Raw genomic sequence first — 17,123 nt, forward strand, 5'->3', positions numbered from 1 at the left:
TAGCTGAAACGGGAGGCAAGCAGATGCAAGAACAAGAGAAGAAGGAGTTGGCGGCGCGCCTGGCCAAGGGGATCAAGACGGAGAAGGATCTCAGTGATTTCAGCGCTGAGCTGATGAAGCTGGTGGTGGAAACCGCGCTGGGCGCGGAGATGGAGGCGCACCTGGGCTATGCCAAGCACGACCCGGCTGGGCACCACAGCGGCAACAGTCGCAACGGATTCAGCCGCAAGACGCTCAAGGGCAGTCACGGGGAGGTCGAGATTGCCACGCCCCGGGATCGCAACGGCAGCTTCGAGCCGCGGCTGGTGGGCAAGGGCCAGACGCGGCTGACACAGTTTGATGATCAGATCCTGGCGCTCTATGCCCGGGGCATGAGCACGCGCGACATTGTCTCGGCCTTTGAGCAGATGTACGGGGCGCAAGTGTCTGCGAACCTGGTCTCGCGGGTCACCGAGGCGGTGATCGAGCAGGTTGAGGCCTGGCAGAACCGGGTGCTCGACGAGGTCTATCCCATTGTTTTTCTGGATTGTGTGGTGCTCAAGGTGCGCCAGGACCGGCGCATGGTGAATAAATCGATGTACCTGGCGCTGGGCATCAACACCGAGGGCGAGAAGGAGTTGCTGGGGCTGTGGCTGGCCGAAACCGAGGGGGCGAAGTTCTGGCTCTCGGTGCTCACCGAGCTTCAGAACCGGGGGGTCAAGGAGATCTTCATCGCCTGCGTGGACGGGCTGAGCGGCTTCCCCGATGCCATCGAGGCGGCCTTCCCCCATGCGCGGGTGCAGCTGTGCATGGTGCACATGGTGAGAAACAGCGTGCGCTACGTCTCCTGGAAGGAGCGCAAGGCGGTGTGCCGGGACCTGCGCCAGATCTACCACAGCGCGAGCGCCGAGCAGGCCGAGGCGCAGCTTGCTGCCTTTGAGGCCGTCTGGGGCGAGCGCTATCCCAGCATTGGGCCGATCTGGCGCCGGCACTGGGCACAGGTGATCCCGCTGTTTGATTATCCGCCCGAGATCCGCAAGGTGACCTACACCACCAACGCCATCGAATCGCTCAACAGCGTCATCCGCAAGGCCACCAAGAACCGGCGTGTCTTCCCCAGCGATGCCTCGGCGATGAAGGTGGTATTCTTGGCCGTGCAGAGCGCCTCAAAGCGCTGGACCCGGCCCATCCAGAACTGGAAGGCCGCCATGCATCGATTCGAAATCGAACATGGCGAGCGAATCCGGGCCACTCAGGGATAGGCAGTTACACAAAAAGAATTACAGACTCCTACACTCTGGGTTCATCCTTCATCCTTCATCCTTCATCCTTCATCCTTCATCCTTCATCCTTCATCCTTCATCCTTCATTCTTTCTATGACGCCCATGGATTTCATCATCCCCGACTGGCCTGCTCCGCCCTCCATCGGCGCCGCTTCCACCACCCGGCAGGGAGGCGTGAGCGTCGCGCCCTTCGACAGCTTCAATCTGGCGGGACACGTGGGTGACGCACCGGAGGCCGTGGCGGCCAACAGGGCGCTCCTCGTGAAATCTCTGGCACTGCCTGCCGAACCCGTCTGGCTCAGCCAGATGCACGACACCACCGTGGTGGATGCGGGGCACAGTGAGCCTGGGGTGGAGGCCGATGCCTCGGTGGCGTTCGGGCCGGATGTCGTGTGTGCGGTGATGACCGCCGACTGCCTGCCGGTCCTGTTGTGCCACGAACGGGGTGACCGGGTGGGGGTGGTTCATGCGGGGTGGCGAGGGCTTTCCACCGGTGTGCTGGAGGCCGCGGTGCGGGCACTGGGTGGCGGTGACGGACTCATGGCGTGGCTGGGGCCGGCTATCGGACCCGAGGCCTTTCAGGTGGGCGGCGAAGTGCGCGAGGCGTTCCTGGATCGTGATCCCGGCGCGGCCATCGCCTTCCAGCCCGACGGCGAACGCTGGCTTGCGGATCTCTACACCCTGGCCCGGCGCAGGCTGGCGGCCCGCGGGGTGACAACGGTCTACGGTGGCGGATGGTGCACGTTCAGCGATGCGCGGCGTTTCTTTTCCTACCGGCGCGAGCCGCGCACCGGCCGCATGGCCAGCCTGATCTGGATCAGGCGGTAAAGGCGGGGGCAAGTTCAAAGTTCAAGGTTCAAAGTTCAAAGGGAGGATGGCCGGCCACCCTTGAACTTTGAACTTTGAATCTTGAATTCCCGCCAGCACCACCCATGTTTAGGGGTATTGCCACAGTTGCCCTGCGAGAATTCAATCGATGCGAATGGACAAACTTACCAGCAAGTTCCAGATGGCCCTCCAGGATGCGCATTCCCTGGCGGTGGGCCGCGACCACCAGATGATCGAACCGGTGCATCTGATGATCGCGCTGCTGGATCAGGAAGGCGGCACGGTCCGCCATGTGCTGGCCCAGGCCGGTGCGAACATCAACCTGCTGCGCTCCCAGCTGGGCGAGGCCCTCGAACGTCTGCCGAGCGTCGAGGGGGCGGCCGGCGAGCTGCACATCTCCAATGATCTGGGACGCCTGCTCAATCTTTGTGACAAGGCGGCCCAGAAGCGCAAGGACCAGTTCATCTCGTCGGAACTGTTTGTGCTGGCGGCGCTGGAGGACAGAGGTGTCCTGGGCGATTTGCTCAAGAAGGCCGGCGCCGACAGGCAGTCTGTGGAAAAATCCATCGAGGAGATGCGCGGGGGACAGAAGATCGACGACCCCAACGCCGAGGAACAGCGGCAGGCGCTCGAGAAGTACACCATCGACCTGACCGAGCGGGCCGAGCAGGGCAAGCTGGATCCGGTGATCGGCCGTGACGACGAGATCCGCCGCGCGATTCAGGTTCTGCAGCGGCGCACCAAGAACAATCCGGTGCTCATCGGCGAACCGGGGGTGGGCAAGACCGCCATCGTGGAGGGTCTGGCCCAGCGCATCATCAACGGTGAAGTGCCCGAGGGCCTCAAGGACAGGCGGCTGTTGTCGCTGGACATGGGCGCACTCATCGCCGGTGCCAAGTTCCGGGGCGAGTTCGAGGAGCGCCTGAAGGCGGTGCTCAATGACCTGTCCAAGCAGGAAGGGCGCATCATTCTGTTCATCGATGAGATCCACACCATGGTGGGCGCAGGCAAGGCCGAGGGTGCCATGGATGCGGGCAATATGCTGAAGCCCGCCCTGTCCCGCGGCGAGTTGCACTGCATCGGCGCTACCACACTGGATGAGTACCGCAAGTACATCGAGAAGGACGCGGCGCTGGAGCGCCGTTTCCAGAAGGTGCTGGTGGACGAGCCTACGGTGGAGGACACCATTGCCATCCTGCGGGGCCTGAAGGAACGCTACGAGGTGCACCACGGCGTCGACATCACCGACCCGGCCATCGTCGCCGCGGCCATGCTCTCCCACCGCTACATCACCGACCGCCAGCTGCCGGACAAGGCCATCGATCTCATTGACGAGGCCGCCAGCCGCATCCGCATGGAGATCGACTCCAAGCCCGAGGAGATGGACCGCCTGGACCGGCGCCTGATTCAGCTCAAGATCGAGCGTGAGGCGCTGAAGAAGGAATCCGACGAGGCCTCCCGCAAGCGCCTGGATACCCTGGAAGAGGAGATTGACAAGCTCGAGCGCGAGTTTGCCGATCTGGACGAGATCTGGAAGGCGGAGAAGGCGGCTCTCTCCGGCACCGCCCACGTCAAGGAGGAGCTGGAGCGCGCGCGACTGGAACTGGAAACGGCGCGTCGCGCCGGTGATCTGACGCGCATGTCGGAGCTTCAGTACGGGCGGATTCCGGAGCTCGAAAAGCAGTTGGATATGGCCTCCCGGGCGGAGATGCACGAGATGCGTCTGTTGCGCAACAAGGTGAGCGACGAGGAGATCGCCGAGGTGGTCTCCCGCTGGACCGGCATCCCTGTCTCCAAGATGCTGGAAGGCGAACGCGAGAAGCTCCTGCGCATGGAAGAGGCGATCACCAGGCGGGTGGTCGGCCAGGACGAGGCGGTGAAGGCCGTCTCCGACGCCATACGCCGGTCCCGTGCCGGTCTGTCGGATCCGCGCCGCCCCAACGGCTCATTCCTGTTCCTGGGCCCCACGGGTGTCGGCAAGACGGAGCTGACCAAGGCCCTGGCGGGATTCCTGTTCGACACCGAGGAGGCCATGGTTCGCATCGACATGTCCGAGTTCATGGAGAAGCATTCCGTGGCCCGGCTGATCGGCGCCCCCCCCGGCTACGTAGGCTACGAGGAAGGCGGGTATCTGACCGAGGCGGTTCGCCGCAAGCCCTACAGCGTCATCCTGCTTGATGAGGTCGAGAAGGCCCACCCGGATGTATTCAACGTGCTGCTGCAGGTCCTCGACGACGGGCGTCTCACCGACGGGCAGGGCCGCACCGTCGACTTCAGGAACACGGTCATCGTGATGACCTCCAATCTGGGTTCCCAGATCATTCAGGAGATGGCGGGTGAGGAGCACTATGCCGAGATGAAACAGGCGGTCATGGAGGTGGTCGGCAGCCACTTCCGCCCGGAGTTCATCAACCGGGTTGACGAGGTGGTGGTGTTCCATCCCCTGGGCCGCGAGCAGATCCGCGCCATCACCGGCATTCAGCTGGACGACCTGCGTCGCCGCATGGCCGAACGGGATCTGGAACTGGAAGTCTCCCAGGCCGCCCTGGATCGCCTGGGCGAGGCGGGTTTCGACCCCGTATACGGGGCGCGGCCGCTCAAGCGCGCCATCCAGCACCAGGTGGAGAACCCGCTGGCCCAGGCCATCCTGTCCGGTCAGTTCCTGCCCGGCGACACCGTGCACGTGGACGTGGCCGGCGACGGGCTGAACTTCTCCAAAGGATGATTCCTGCGCCATAAAGCCTGACCGCCAAGGGCGCGAAGGTCTGCGCCCGGAACGCGAAGAAGATCGCTTCCGCAGGAGTATACTTTGCGCCCTTCGCGCATGCCTTCGCGTCCCGCGCGGTCAGCTTTCGGCATGACAGGTTGGGGTGAGGAACGAACCCCAACGTGGGGTCGCACGGGAAATCCGCCCCCGTCGGGATACGCGTTGCTGACCTCGACCTGCACCACGAAGCAAAGGTGAATTCGGCCGCCGAAGGCGTTCTGTATTAGACTCCCCCGACACATCTTCATACGGGAGTTCCTCTCATGAGCGACGCATTGCAGTTGTCCGGAGAGCTGGTGCAGAAGCTGCAGGATGCACTGGCCGAGAATGATCCACGCTGTCGGGATCCCCTGGTGGCCACACAGTACCTGGGGGCGGTCATGGGCTTCATGCTGGCCAGCCAGCCCATTCCGGAGGACCAGAAGCGCGAGTACCTGGAACAGCTCACCGGCTTCATCCGGCACGTATTCGATGACGTGGCGGCCCAGCAGCAGCGCCCGGCAGCCCCCCCGCCCCAGGAGGCGTCCGGCGTATGGAAGCCGGGGGACGCGTGATTGGGAAGGATGAAGGTTGAAGGCAAAAGGATGAATGAAACTGCCACGGGGACGGAATCCCGCCACCTTCCTCCGGGTCCCTCCCGGCCCATGGACGACGGCCTGACGGTTCTCCCCTGATATCTGCGTGGTGATCCAGGCCGTTTTCGCCGTTAGGGCAGCGGCTCCGAGGGCCGCGGTTGCCCCGGGGATCGCGCTTCGGGCGCCGCGAATCCGCGTCCATGTGCTAACATGTCTTGATTAGTACATCTTATTACTCTGATTAGGACGGCGGGATTCCCTGATGGCTGATCGACGTCTCCAAGTCTTCTATACGGTTGCCAAGCTGCTGTCCTTCACCAAGGCGGCCGATGCCCTGCACATGACCCAGCCGGCCGTCACCTTCCAGGTACGCCAGCTCGAAGACTATTTCAATACCCGCCTGTTCGACCGGACCCACAACCGGGTCAGCCTCACGGAGGCGGGCCGCAAGGTCTACGAGTACGCGGAGCGCATCTTCGAGATGTATGCGGAGATGGAGAACGCGATACGGGAACTGACCGGGGACGTGAGCGGCGCCCTGACCCTGGGCGCCAGTACCACCATCGCGGAGTACATGCTTCCGTCCCTGCTCGGGGATTTCAAACGCAAGTACCCGGAAATCAACATCCGTCTGAAGGTATCCAATTCCGAAGGCATCGTGTCGATGGTGGAGAACAACATCATCGACCTGGGGGTGGTGGAGGCGCCGGTCACCAATCGCAACCTGCTGGTCGAGGTCTGCCGCGTGGATCAACTCGTATTGATCGTGCCGCCGGGACACCCTCTGGCGGAACGCGAATCGGTGCGCATGGAGGATATCCTGCCCTTTCCGTTTATCTGTCGGGAGGAGGGCTCGGGCACCCGCGAGGTGATCGTGGAGCACATGGCCAGCGAGGGGATCGACAAGAATGCCCTGGGCGTGTGTCTGGAACTGGGCAGCCCGGAGGCCATCAAGGGGGCCGTGGAGGCCGGCATGGGGCTTTCCATCCTGTCGCGGGCGACCATCGACAAGGAGCTGGAGCTCCGGCGGCTCGTGGCCGTTCCGCTGGATCCGCCGCTGGAGCGGCCCTTCGCGTTCGTGCGCCAGCGCCAGAAGTTCCGGCTGCGGGCCATGGAGGAACTGCTGGATTTCGCACGCAATTATTGTCACATCCATTCAGGTGAAGATGCGCAAACCGAGGCAGCATCCTAGCGAGCGGTCCCGTCAGTCTCTTGCCCGCCGGTGTATTAGACGGGCGCCTGCCGCATGGCTCCGGTCGATGCTGCGCTGCCCGATGAGCAAGTCCACGGACTGACAGAGGTTCGCGCTCCGATCCGTGATGCACCCCTGATACGGAGTTTGCAGATGGTGGATACACAGTGATTCCCGTATCTTCCCCAGGCGGCACGGGCGCGCAGGGCAAGGAGTTGTTGCGTCTGTTCAGGGATCTGCCGGAGGAGCATCGGCGTACCCTCCTGGCCTTCGCCCGGTTCCTGGCCGCGGAGGATGTGGCGACGCCCGCGGAGATCCCCGAACCCGAACACATCCCGCGGCCCGACGAGGAAAGCGTGGTAAGGGCCATGAAGCGGCTTTCCGCCAGCTACCACATGCTCGACAAGTCAAAGCTGCTCAACGAGACCTCCGCGCTCATGGCCCAGCACGTGATGCAGGGCCGTCCGGCGCAGGAGGTGATCGACGAGTTGGAAGCGGTCTTCGAGGCGCATTATCGGCAAATGGCAGGCAGGGAATAAGGAGCGGATGGCGTGATCGGACCGCTGCGCAAATGGTACGACCGGCATTTTTCGGACCCTCAGGTGGTGATTCTCGCCCTGATTCTCATTTTCGGCACGGCCATCGTGCTGCTGGCGGGCCGACTGATTGCCCCGTTGCTGGCCAGCATCATCCTGGCCTACCTGCTGGACGGGGCGGTGGAGAAACTGCAGCGCTGGCACATGCCCAGGCTGCCGGCCGTTGTCCTGGTATTCGTGGTGTTTTTCACCGTCTTCATCATCACGCTGCTCGGGCTGATCCCGCTGCTGTCTCAGCAGATCGCCCAACTGGTGCGTGAACTGCCCGGCATGGTGGCCCAGGGGCAGAACGTGCTGCTACAGCTGCCCGAGCGTTATCCCCAGTTCATCTCGGAAGAGCAGGTGCGCGACATGATGGGCGCCATTCGTACCGAGGTGACCCTGTTCGGCCAGCGGATGGTGAGCCTTTCACTGGCGTCCGCCATGCACCTGGTGACATTCCTCGTGTATCTCATCGTGGTCCCGCTGATGGTGTTCTTCCTGCTCAAGGACAGGGATGCCATCCTCCGCTGGTTCACCGGTTTCCTGCCCCGCGACCGTGGGCTGGCCAGCGAGGTCTGGGCGGAGGTGAACGAGAAGATCGCCAGTTACGTGCGCGGCAAGTTCGTGGAGATCCTGATCGTTTGGGCGGTCACCTATGTGACCTTCACGCTGTTCGGTCTCAACTACGCCATGCTGCTTTCCGTGATGGTGGGTCTGTCGGTGATCATCCCTTACGTGGGTGCGGCGGTGGTCACCCTGCCCGTGGCGCTGGTGGCGTACTTTCAGTGGGGCCTATCGGCCGAACTCGCGTGGGTGCTGGTGGCCTATGGGATCATCCAGTTTCTGGACGGCAACATCCTCGTGCCGCTGCTGTTCTCCGAGGTGGTCAATCTGCACCCGGTGGCCATCATCGCCGCGGTGCTCGTCTTCGGAGGTATCTGGGGGTTATTGGGCGTATTCTTCGCCATACCGCTGGCCACGCTCATCCAGGCGGTCATCCGTTCCTGGCCCCGTTACGAAGACATGCCGGGGAGTGAAGGCGCGTCGGGCTGAATCCGGCCGATTCCCTCTCCATGCGCTCCTGTAGGACTATTGAGCGGGTTCCGGAGAACGGATTGCGCGCCGGTCGCCGGCCGGCCCGATCCAATCAGATGACGGCGTTTCCAGTTGATGAGAATTGAATCTGCATCCGCCCAGGCTCCTCCGTTGGTCGAGATACTCGAAACCTGGACCATCTGTGGATACCTCCATGAGTTCGATGTGCCCGGCATCCATTTCGGCCTGCGAATCCGCCGTGGTGACCGAGCAGATTGCGCAGCGCTTCGGGAGCGCATCCTCCGGGATCTGCGCGCACAGTCCCGGCTGTTCGACAAGACACCGGATATGGAATTCTCCCCGAATCCGGACGAGCGGATCGGTCAGCAGTTTGGTGAACTGGTGCTCTTGTTTCAGCGCGCGGTCGATGCCGAGGTGAGTCATGCCAAAGTTGTTGCCGGGCATGACAGCGGCCGCCTTGCGGTACTGATCGAGAAAGAGGACACGGAAACCGCTGTCCGGGCCGGCGAGATCGTAGCCCGCCTGATGAATATGGCGGCGCTGGGCGGCCGGCTCGATGAAACCTGGCTGAATGATGAACTCGAGGGGTTCTTCAACTATGCCGCCGAGCGGATCCTCGACGACAACGCGCGGCTTGTCCTTGACGCGGCCAGGAGGCAGGGTCTGCCGGCACTGGACATTGACCAGCCCCCCTTCGACGCAACCCGCAAGGGCTTCACTGTCAGGCATGGGCTTGTGCAGGTCGGCATGTGTGCGCGGCAGCAGCGCTTCTTCTCGTCCATGCCGCAGGCGTACGCGGCTCGCGTGGCGCCCTGGATGTACAAGCGTGACGCGATCATGCGCAGGCTGCAGGCGCGGGGCATACCGATCCCCGCACAGGAGCTTGAGTTTCCCAACAAGAACCGGTTTGGCAGGGTGCTGCGCGCCGCGCGACAGATCGGCTTTCCGGTGGTTCTGAAATCGCCTGAATCCGGTGCCTTTCACGATGTGCTGCCCGGAAGCGGAGTCATAGGGCCTATTCGTGATGCCGATGAGCTGGAGAAGGCATTCGCGTGCGGTTTCGGTTCTCCCCGTTCTGCCTGGGTGGAGTCGTATGTGGCCGGCGCCACGTACCGCTTCCTTGTCATTGATTCCCGGGTGGTGTCCGTCGCACGGCGCCGTGCCCCCGGGGTCGTGGGTGACGGCAGAAGCACGGTGCGGTCTCTCGTGGAGCGTGAATGTGCGGGATCCGCCTCGTTCCGTGAACGCCTGGCGTGGCGCCGGGTACTGGAGATACGGTCAACCGCCTGTCGGCTGAGCCTGGCGGGCATGACCCTGGACTCCGTGCCCGACGCCGGCGTGCCGGTACAGATCGACTTCGATGGCTGTGCCGGCATCGGAGCCTGGGGTGACGAGGTGCTGGACGTGGTACCGGCAGACTTTCACCGGGTGGCATTGGAGGCCGTGGCCGCCTGCGGACTGGATTACGCGGGTGTCGATATGGTCATCAATGAGTTTGGAGGCGGGGCAGTCTACCCCAATGCGGCCGTCATCTCGGTGAGGGCCGAACCGGACCTGCTGATCCATGATCGTCCGGGCACCGGACCGGCACGCGATGCAGCCGGCCTGCTGGTCGGGAAACACTTCTCGAGCCGGCAGGAAGCGGTGGTGCCCATTGTTGCCGTCACAGGGACCAACGGCAAGACGACGACCAGCCGGATGATCGCCAGCCTGTTTCGTCATGCCGGAAGGTCGACCGGTCTCGCCTGTTCGGACGGCATCTATGTCGATGACAGGCTGTTGCTGAGTCATGATCTCGCCGGGGCGCCGGGAAGCCTCATTCTGCATGCCGAATCCGGGGTGGAGACCCTGGTGCTGGAAACGGCACGCGGCGGCCTGATCAGGCTGGGGCGGCCGTTCGAGATCGCGGACGTTGGCGTATGTCTGAATGTCGCGGCGGATCATCTGGGTCATGACGGTATTCGGACACTCGACGAGATGGCCCTGGCCAAACGGTGCGTCATCGAGAACACGAAGGGCACGGCGGTTCTGAATGCGGAAGATCCCCGTTGTGTTGCGATGGCCCGGTATTCTCCGGCCCGGGATCTGATCCTGTTCTCGGCGACGCCCGGGTCGCCCCGGATCGATGAGCAGATCTCTTCAGGCGGCAAAGCCGTCCATGTGCTGGAACATGAGGGTGCGGAGCACATCTTCTATTTCAACGGCGCCCGGAACCTGCCGGTCGTCGCGGTGAGTGAGGTGCCGGCGACCTTCAATGGCAGGGCGAGACACAACGTGGAGAACGCCGCGGCGGCGATCGCGGCAGCGTGCGCATCCGGGTTGCCTATCACGGAGATCGGGGCCGGTATGAAGCGGTTTCGGATGGGTTTCGAGACGACGCCCAGCCGGCTGAATGAGTTGCCCGGCCTGCCGTACCGGGTGATCATGGACGCGGCCCACAACCTTCATGGCATGGCGGCCCTCATGCATTACCTGGATCAGGAAGCCGTGGAGGGACGGCGAATCCTGGTGTTCTCCGCCTCTGCCAGGTTTCCCGAGTCCTATGTGCGCGAGATGGCGCGTCTGGTCGCGGCAAGATTCGATCGGTTCATTTGCAAGAAGTACCGCGAGCAGGAGCCCTATCATGACAGCGAGGATCCGTGGCTGATTCTGCGCGATGAACTCCTCCGGAACCACGTCGCCGCGGATGCGGTGTCCGTCGTGCCCGATCCGAAGGAGGCGATTGCGGCCGCCGTGGATATGGCCGGGCCCGGTGACCTGGTGGTGTTGCTTGTGCCTGCCGGTAATTCGCTGGAGCCGGGGTTCTGGCAGGAACTGGAGCGGGTGACCGGATTGAAGGCAGCGGTGTGACGGGCCTCCACATGCCGTGCCCGGCGTTGCTGGTGGATGCGTCCGCCCTGCCCGTGTCGGGAGTGCCGCAGATGATCCGGATCGGGCCGTGTGTCACGTCAGGGCGCGTCAGTCGGGCCGCAAGGGCCGGTGTAACAACCGGCGGTCACGACCGGCATTGGTGCTTCTCGCCCTTCGTGTTGCGGGGCGGAGGCCTTCAGAGTGTCGCCGAGGCGTAATCCGCAAGCCGCGAGCGTTCGCCGCGGGTCAGCGTGATATGCCCGCTGTGCTCCCAGTGCTTGAACCGGTCCACCACGAAGGTGAGCCCGGAAGTGGTCTCGGTCAGGTAGGGCGTGTCGATCTGGGCGATATTGCCGAGGCATACCACCTTGGTGCCGGGCCCGGCCCGGGTGATCAGCGTCTTCATCTGCTTGGACGTGAGATTCTGCGCCTCGTCCAGGATGATAAAGCGGTTGAGAAAGGTGCGCCCGCGCATGAAGTTCAGCGAGCGGATCTTGATGCGGCTCTTCAGCAGGTCGTTTGTGGCGGCGCGCCCCCAGTCCCCGCCGATGTCGGACTTGGTGAGCACCTCCAGGTTGTCCATCAGCGCGCCCATCCAGGGGGTCATCTTCTCCTCCTCGGTGCCGGGCAGGAAACCGATGTCCTCGCCCACCGGCACTGTCACCCGGGTCATGATGATCTCCTTGTAGACGTTCTCCTCCAGTGTCTGGGCGAGTCCGGCCGCCAGGGTGAGCAGGGTCTTGCCCGTGCCGGCGGCGCCGACCAGGCTCACGAAATCTATCTGCGGATCCATGAGCAGGTTCAGGGCGAAGTTCTGTTCCCGGTTGCGCGCATTGATCCCCCAGACGGTATGCCGCGGGCTGAGATAGTCCACAGGGGTCTCGATCTCGGCGGTGTCGTGGTCGAGGCGGCGCACCAGCGCGGTGAACGGCTGTTCGCCATCGAGATGCAGAAACTGGTTGGGAAACCACTCCTGGACCATGGGACCATGAAGGCGGTAGAACGTATGCCCGCTCTCCTGCCAGGACTCCATGGCCTTGCCATGGGATTCCCAGAAGTCGCCGGACAGTTCGCAACGTCCGCTGTAAAGCAGATTGACGTCATCGAGTACCTGGTCGTTGAAGTAGTCTTCCGCGTGGATACCCAGCACCGCCGCCTTGATGCGCAGGTTGATGTCCTTGGAGACCAGGGTGATGTCCACGTCCGGACGCTCCTGCTGAAGGGCCATGGCCGTGCCGAGGATGGTGTTGTCCGGCGTATTGCCGGGCAGGCTGTCGGGCAGGTGGGCTGGCATGACCCGGGTCTGGAAATAGAGGCGGCCCGTGCCGCCAAAGGCCGTGTCGGAGAGGCTCTCGCTCGACAGAAGCAAGCCCTGTGCAATCTCCGCGTGGCTCGCGTCGCTCATCATCTCGTCGATGAACCGGCTGACCTGGCGCACGTTGCGCGCCACCTCGGAGACGCCTTTCTTGCCCCGGTCCAGTTCCTCCAGAACCACCATGGGCAGGTAGATGTCGTGTTCCTGAAATCGGAACAGCGCGGTCGGGTCGTGCATGAGCACATTGGTGTCCAGCACGAAAAGACGCTTGCCGCGGATGTCTTTCTTCACCATGAAATAGCTCCTGGTCGTGCATGACAGGGACAAAAAACGCCGCAGCCCCCGTACGGGAGCGCGGCGCGGGAATTCTGTTGCCGGGTATCGGGGCGCGCAGGTCGCGGCATGGGCGGATTCTACAGTTCGCTGATCGCCCCCAGGACCTCATCCACGTGGCCCGGGACTTTCACCTTGCGCCACTCCCTGCGCAGAATCCCGTCCCGATCGATGAGGAACGTGCTGCGCTCGATGCCCATGACCTGCCTGCCGTACATGTTCTTCATCCGGATGACGTCGAACAGCCTGCACAGGCTTTCGTCCTCGTCAGACAGCAGGTCGAATGGAAAGCCGTACTTCTCCTTGAACTTCTCATGGGACCTGATGCTGTCACGCGATACCCCGAGCACGGCCACGCCCTTGTTCTTCAGCTTAGCGTACTGTTCGGAGAAGTCCCTGCCTTCCGTGGTGCAGCCGGAGGTGTCGTCCTTCGGATAGAAGTACAGTACCACGTGCTGCTTTCCCTTGAAGTCCGACAGCCGGACAGACTTGTCGCCGGTGGCGGGGCGCTCGAAGTCGGGGACGGGGGAGTCGAGGGTGACTTTGGACATGGAGGCGGGTCTCTATGCTTTCAGGTTGTTCCGAGGGACAGCTGATAAGTGCGAAGTGTGAATTGGGAAGTGGGAAGTGGGAATGCAGTGCCTCTACTTCGCACTTCCCAATTCACACTTCGCACTTATCCTTTGATCGGCTCTATCACCCCATCCAGATTCAACTCGTCGCAGAAATCCAGGAAGTCGTCCCGGAGGGTTGCGATGTGCTCGTTGGCCGGAATCTCCACCGTGAGATGCGCGGCAAACATGGGCGTGGCCGTGTGGGCCGCGTTGTAGGCATGGGTGCTCATTTCCTGGATGTTGATGCCGCGGGCGGAGAAGAATCCGGCCAACTGATGCACGATCCCCGGCTGGTCCAGGGCCACCACGTCGACCCCGTATGGCATGGCACGTTCGGCGAGCTTCCGGGGGCCGGTCCGCTGGGAGATGACCTCCAGTCCCGCCTGGCCGCGCAGGGTGTTCAGGGCCGTGTCCAGACGGCTCAGGGTGTTCCAGTTGCCGGCGGCTAGCATGATGATGGCGAAACTGCCGCCCAGCACGGTCATGCGGCTGTCCTCGATGCTGCAGCCGCTCTCCAGCACGGCCCGGGAAATGCCCTCGACCAGCCCCGGGCGATCCTCGCCGATGGCGGAGATGACCATGTGGGTACTGCGGTTCTGGTTCGACTTGGGGGTCATGGGGGGGCCGTCTCCGGCGGGGAATCAGGGTCAAGCGTACCAGCTACCGGAGCCCTCGCGCTACGCCTGCCGGGCGCGGCGTGTTGCTTGATCCCGGGGGGGCGCGGTGAGTAACATGTCTCACTTGTCTCCTGCGGAGGTTCGGATGTTTCACGGCAGTATGGTGGCCCTCGTGACGCCCATGGACGAGGACGGTGCGGTGTCGGAGGCGTCTCTGGCGGGTCTGATCGAGTTCCACCTGGAACGCGGTACAGACGCCATTGTCGCCGTGGGGACGACCGGGGAATCCGCCACCCTGGATTTCGACGAGCATTGCCAGGTGATTCGCCGGGTGGTGCGGATGGTCGCGGGACGCATTCCGGTGATCGCCGGCACAGGCGCCAACTCCACCTCCGAGGCCATTGAACTGACCCGTTGCGCCATGCAGGCGGGCGCCGATGCCTGTCTGCTGGTCACGCCCTACTACAACAAGCCCACCCAGGAAGGGCTTTACCTTCACCACCGGGCCGTGGCCGAGGCCGTGCCCATCCCGCAGATCCTGTATAATGTGCCCGGGCGCACGGCGGTGGACATGCACAACGACACCGTGGTGCGTCTGGCCGAGATCTCCAATATCGTGGGGCTGAAGGACGCCACCGGTGATCTGGATCGAGTCCCGGACCTGGTGGCCCGGTGCGGGGACCGGATCGACCTGTACAGCGGGGACGACGCCACCGGCATGGAATTCATGCTGGCCGGAGGCAGGGGCGTGATCTCGGTGACGGCCAACGTCGTCCCTGCGGAGATGCATGCCATGTGCGAGGCCGCGTTGCGTGGTGACCGTGCCGAAGCCGAGGTGGTCAACGCGCGTGTGGATCCCCTGCACCAGGCACTGTTCCTGGAAGCGAACCCCATACCGGTGAAATGGGCCCTGTACGAGATGGGCCTGATACCCGCAGGCATCCGTCTGCCACTGACCCCCTTGTCGGAACATTGCCGGGCGCCGCTCAGGCAGGCCCTCCAGGCGGCCGGCGTCACCCTCAACACCTGATACCCGAATCCATGACAGCCAAACGCATGTCTACAACGTCCCTTGCGGGGATTGTCGTCCCCGTGCTCGTGATTGCGCTCTCCGGTTGCGGCCTGCTGGGCGACCGTCGCGATGCCGCCCATGAACGCGCAACCGGCGGGCGTGCCCTGGAGGTGCCCCCCGACCTGCTGCCACCGGAGCTGGATGCCACGTACCGGGTGCCGGCCCGTGAGGATGGCCGGGTCAGTGCCGTAGAGGCCGAACGGCGCGAGCAGCGGCCGTCCGGCATCCTCGGTGCGGGCCCTGTGCCCGAATCGACCCGGGTGGCGCTTCGCGAAGTGGATGACATGACCGTGCGGCGCGAGGGAAATGTCCGCTGGCTGGAGTTGCGTGCCGTGCCCGACGGGCTGTGGCCGGCGCTCCGGGCGTTCTGGCGTGATCAGGGTTTCGAGCTGAGCCGGGACGAACCCGCTGTCGGCATCATGGAAACGGAATGGAAAGAAAGCCAGGCGGGTATCTCCACGGGAGCATTTCGCGCGGCGCTGACCCGGGTCCTGGGTACCCAGCATGACGCGGGGTACCAGGACAGGTACCGCGTGCGTCTTGAACGGGAAGACGGCGATGTGACCAATCTGTATCTGTCGCACCGGGGCGTGGAGCAGGTTGTGGAGGATCCTGCGGTGGGCGGCATCCGGTGGGTCATGCGCCCCTCCGACCCGGATCTCGAGGCGGAGATGCTGACCCGCCTGATGGTCTTCCTGGGCCGTGAGGAGGGGGATGCCCGCGACATTGTGGACTTCGCTGCCGATGCGGCTCCAACCGTGCGTGAGCGTGAGGTGGATGGCAAGCCGGGCCTGGAACTGCGGGGTGAATTCGGCCAGGTGTGGCGGCAGGTGGGGCTGAGCCTGGACCGGGCCGGTCTGCTGGTGGATGACCAGGACCGTGGGGCCGGCGTGTTCCATGTGACCTACAGCCGGGAAGCCGCGGAGGCCGGCTCCGGTGGCGGATTCTTCAGCCGGTTGTTCCGCCGTGACCCTGTCAGCGGGGACGGGCGCTATCAGATCCTCGTGGTTCAGGAAGGGGACTGGGTGCGTATCACGGCCCTGGGCCGCGAGGGCGAGGCTCTGAGGGCGAGTGATGCGCGCAATGTCCTGGAACTGCTGCGCGACGAGATCTACTGAGAGCCGGTGACCGTATCCTTCGCCCGACGGCCGCCCCGGATTCACTGCACTTCGCCCCGGCCGTTGGCGGATGTTCCCGCCACGACGGGGAAACCGTTCAATGACCTTTCAGGGCGCAATGAGCGTGGCTGATAAAAACCCGGTGCGGGGGATCCGCTTCGCTGCGCTGGGCAGCGGCAGCCGCGGTAATTGCCTGGTGGTGTGTGCCGGGGAGACCCGGGTGATGGTGGATTGCGGCTTCTCGGTGTCCGAGACCGCCCGGCGGCTTGCGAGACTGTCGCTGACCCCTCAGGACATTGATGCCGTGCTCGTCACCCACGAACACACCGACCACATCGGCAGCGCGGCCGCTTTCTCACGTCGATACCGCAAGCCCGTATGGCTGACCGCCGGCACCCTGGAGGTTCTGCGCGATACGGGCTTCCATGCCACGCGGATCTTCCATGCCCACGAGCACCTGGCGATCGGTGACCTTCAGATCGAACCCTATCCCGTGCCCCATGATGCCCGTGAACCCTGCCAGTTCCTGTTCAGCGACGGCGACCGGCGTCTGGGACTGCTCACGGATGCGGGTTCGGTGACGCCTCACATGCGCCGTACCCTGGATGGCTGCGATGCCCTGCTGCTGGAATGCAATCACGACCGGGACATGCTGGCCGCCGGGCCCTATCCGGAGTCGCTCAAGCGGAGGGTGGGCGGTGAACGCGGGCACCTGGGCAATCATCAGGCCGAGGCCATGCTCGCGGGCCTCGACACCTCGCGGCTCAGGCATGTGATCGGCATGCACCTGTCGGAGAAGAACAACACCGAGGCGCTTGCCCTGGAGAGTCTTTCCCGTGCCCTGGGCTGTACACCGGATTGGGTGAACGTGGCGCGGCAGGACGAGGGGTTCGGTTGGCGCGAAGTGTAATTGGAGGGGGGGGATGAAGTGAGAAGTGTGAATCG

General features: G+C 63.8%; 14 protein-coding genes. 11 read left to right on the top strand and 3 right to left on the bottom strand.

Annotated elements, in window-relative coordinates; genetic code table 11:
- Positions 1-23: 23 nt before the first annotated feature.
- The 8 genes from THITHI_RS0114965 (at position 24) to THITHI_RS0115000 (ending at position 11,109) form a co-directional block, all read left to right on the top strand.
- Positions 24-1,241, top strand: a complete 1,218-nt coding sequence (locus THITHI_RS0114965) for an IS256 family transposase (RefSeq protein ID WP_018231858.1) — start codon at positions 24-26, stop codon at positions 1,239-1,241.
- 124 nt (positions 1,242-1,365) lie between these two features.
- Complete coding sequence (gene pgeF / locus THITHI_RS0114970) at positions 1,366-2,091, top strand: peptidoglycan editing factor PgeF (protein WP_018233920.1); 726 nt, start codon at positions 1,366-1,368, stop codon at positions 2,089-2,091.
- Positions 2,092-2,245: 154 nt separating this feature from the next.
- Entirely contained in the window at positions 2,246-4,816 is a 2,571-nt protein-coding gene (gene clpB, locus THITHI_RS0114975; RefSeq protein ID WP_018233921.1) for an ATP-dependent chaperone ClpB, read from the top strand.
- A gap of 305 nt (positions 4,817-5,121) precedes the next feature.
- Positions 5,122-5,412: a hypothetical protein gene (locus THITHI_RS0114980; RefSeq protein WP_018233922.1), complete on the top strand. Its 291-nt coding sequence runs from the start codon at positions 5,122-5,124 to the stop codon at positions 5,410-5,412.
- 283 nt (positions 5,413-5,695) lie between these two features.
- On the top strand, positions 5,696-6,625 hold the full coding sequence (locus THITHI_RS0114985; protein ID WP_018233923.1) for a selenium metabolism-associated LysR family transcriptional regulator: 930 nt from the start codon (positions 5,696-5,698) through the stop codon (positions 6,623-6,625).
- A 167-nt stretch (positions 6,626-6,792) separates the two neighbouring features.
- On the top strand, positions 6,793-7,164 hold the full coding sequence (locus THITHI_RS0114990) for a Crp/Fnr family transcriptional regulator (protein ID WP_232199433.1): 372 nt from the start codon (positions 6,793-6,795) through the stop codon (positions 7,162-7,164).
- Positions 7,165-7,176: 12 nt separating this feature from the next.
- Positions 7,177-8,256 (top strand): AI-2E family transporter, encoded by a 1,080-nt coding sequence (locus tag THITHI_RS0114995; protein WP_018233925.1) that lies wholly within the window; start codon positions 7,177-7,179, stop codon positions 8,254-8,256.
- A 117-nt stretch (positions 8,257-8,373) separates the two neighbouring features.
- The gene (locus THITHI_RS0115000) at positions 8,374-11,109 is read left to right on the top strand and encodes a Mur ligase family protein (protein WP_083908755.1); all 2,736 of its coding nucleotides are present in this window, start codon (positions 8,374-8,376) and stop codon (positions 11,107-11,109) included.
- 196 nt (positions 11,110-11,305) lie between these two features.
- On the opposite strand, the gene THITHI_RS0115005 is transcribed toward THITHI_RS0115000, so the two are convergent.
- The 3 genes from THITHI_RS0115005 to THITHI_RS0115015 form a co-directional block, all read right to left on the bottom strand.
- The gene (locus THITHI_RS0115005; RefSeq protein ID WP_018233926.1) at positions 11,306-12,718 is read right to left on the bottom strand and encodes a PhoH family protein; all 1,413 of its coding nucleotides are present in this window, start codon (positions 12,716-12,718) and stop codon (positions 11,306-11,308) included.
- A gap of 119 nt (positions 12,719-12,837) precedes the next feature.
- Positions 12,838-13,308 (bottom strand): peroxiredoxin, encoded by a 471-nt coding sequence (locus THITHI_RS0115010; RefSeq protein WP_018233927.1) that lies wholly within the window; start codon positions 13,306-13,308, stop codon positions 12,838-12,840.
- A 125-nt stretch (positions 13,309-13,433) separates the two neighbouring features.
- On the bottom strand, positions 13,434-13,988 hold the full coding sequence (locus THITHI_RS0115015; RefSeq protein ID WP_018233928.1) for a glycine cleavage system protein R: 555 nt from the start codon (positions 13,986-13,988) through the stop codon (positions 13,434-13,436).
- A 145-nt stretch (positions 13,989-14,133) separates the two neighbouring features.
- On the opposite strand from THITHI_RS0115015, the gene dapA reads away from it, so the two are divergent.
- From dapA to THITHI_RS0115030, 3 genes are all read left to right on the top strand, one after another.
- Positions 14,134-15,018 (top strand): 4-hydroxy-tetrahydrodipicolinate synthase, encoded by an 885-nt coding sequence (gene dapA, locus THITHI_RS0115020; RefSeq protein ID WP_018233929.1) that lies wholly within the window; start codon positions 14,134-14,136, stop codon positions 15,016-15,018.
- Between the two features lie 26 nt (positions 15,019-15,044).
- Positions 15,045-16,178, top strand: coding sequence for an outer membrane protein assembly factor BamC (bamC, locus tag THITHI_RS0115025; protein ID WP_232199434.1), 1,134 nt, complete (start codon positions 15,045-15,047; stop codon positions 16,176-16,178).
- Positions 16,179-16,296: 118 nt separating this feature from the next.
- Positions 16,297-17,088: an MBL fold metallo-hydrolase gene (locus THITHI_RS0115030; protein ID WP_018233931.1), complete on the top strand. Its 792-nt coding sequence runs from the start codon at positions 16,297-16,299 to the stop codon at positions 17,086-17,088.
- Positions 17,089-17,123: the final 35 nt, after the last annotated feature.

The organism is Thioalkalivibrio thiocyanodenitrificans ARhD 1, assembly GCF_000378965.1.
Taxonomy (GTDB): Bacteria; Pseudomonadota; Gammaproteobacteria; order Ectothiorhodospirales; family Ectothiorhodospiraceae; genus Thioalkalivibrio_A; species Thioalkalivibrio_A thiocyanodenitrificans.

What these genes read in the sequence shown, in the direction of transcription:
- THITHI_RS0114965 (WP_018231858.1), top strand. Translation starts at nt 24, where the DNA reads ATGCAAGAACAAGAGAAGAAGGAGTTGGCGGCGCGCCTGGCCAAGGGG.
- pgeF (WP_018233920.1), top strand. Translation starts at nt 1,366, where the DNA reads ATGGATTTCATCATCCCCGACTGGCCTGCTCCGCCCTCCATCGGCGCC.
- clpB (WP_018233921.1), top strand. Translation starts at nt 2,246, where the DNA reads ATGGACAAACTTACCAGCAAGTTCCAGATGGCCCTCCAGGATGCGCAT.
- THITHI_RS0114980 (WP_018233922.1), top strand. Translation starts at nt 5,122, where the DNA reads ATGAGCGACGCATTGCAGTTGTCCGGAGAGCTGGTGCAGAAGCTGCAG.
- THITHI_RS0114985 (WP_018233923.1), top strand. Translation starts at nt 5,696, where the DNA reads ATGGCTGATCGACGTCTCCAAGTCTTCTATACGGTTGCCAAGCTGCTG.
- THITHI_RS0115000 (WP_083908755.1), top strand. Translation starts at nt 8,374, where the DNA reads ATGAGAATTGAATCTGCATCCGCCCAGGCTCCTCCGTTGGTCGAGATA.
- THITHI_RS0115005 (WP_018233926.1), bottom strand. Translation starts at nt 12,718, where the DNA reads ATGGTGAAGAAAGACATCCGCGGCAAGCGTCTTTTCGTGCTGGACACC.
- THITHI_RS0115010 (WP_018233927.1), bottom strand. Translation starts at nt 13,308, where the DNA reads ATGTCCAAAGTCACCCTCGACTCCCCCGTCCCCGACTTCGAGCGCCCC.
- THITHI_RS0115015 (WP_018233928.1), bottom strand. Translation starts at nt 13,988, where the DNA reads ATGACCCCCAAGTCGAACCAGAACCGCAGTACCCACATGGTCATCTCC.
- dapA (WP_018233929.1), top strand. Translation starts at nt 14,134, where the DNA reads ATGTTTCACGGCAGTATGGTGGCCCTCGTGACGCCCATGGACGAGGAC.
- bamC (WP_232199434.1), top strand. Translation starts at nt 15,045, where the DNA reads ATGTCTACAACGTCCCTTGCGGGGATTGTCGTCCCCGTGCTCGTGATT.
- THITHI_RS0115030 (WP_018233931.1), top strand. Translation starts at nt 16,297, where the DNA reads ATGAGCGTGGCTGATAAAAACCCGGTGCGGGGGATCCGCTTCGCTGCG.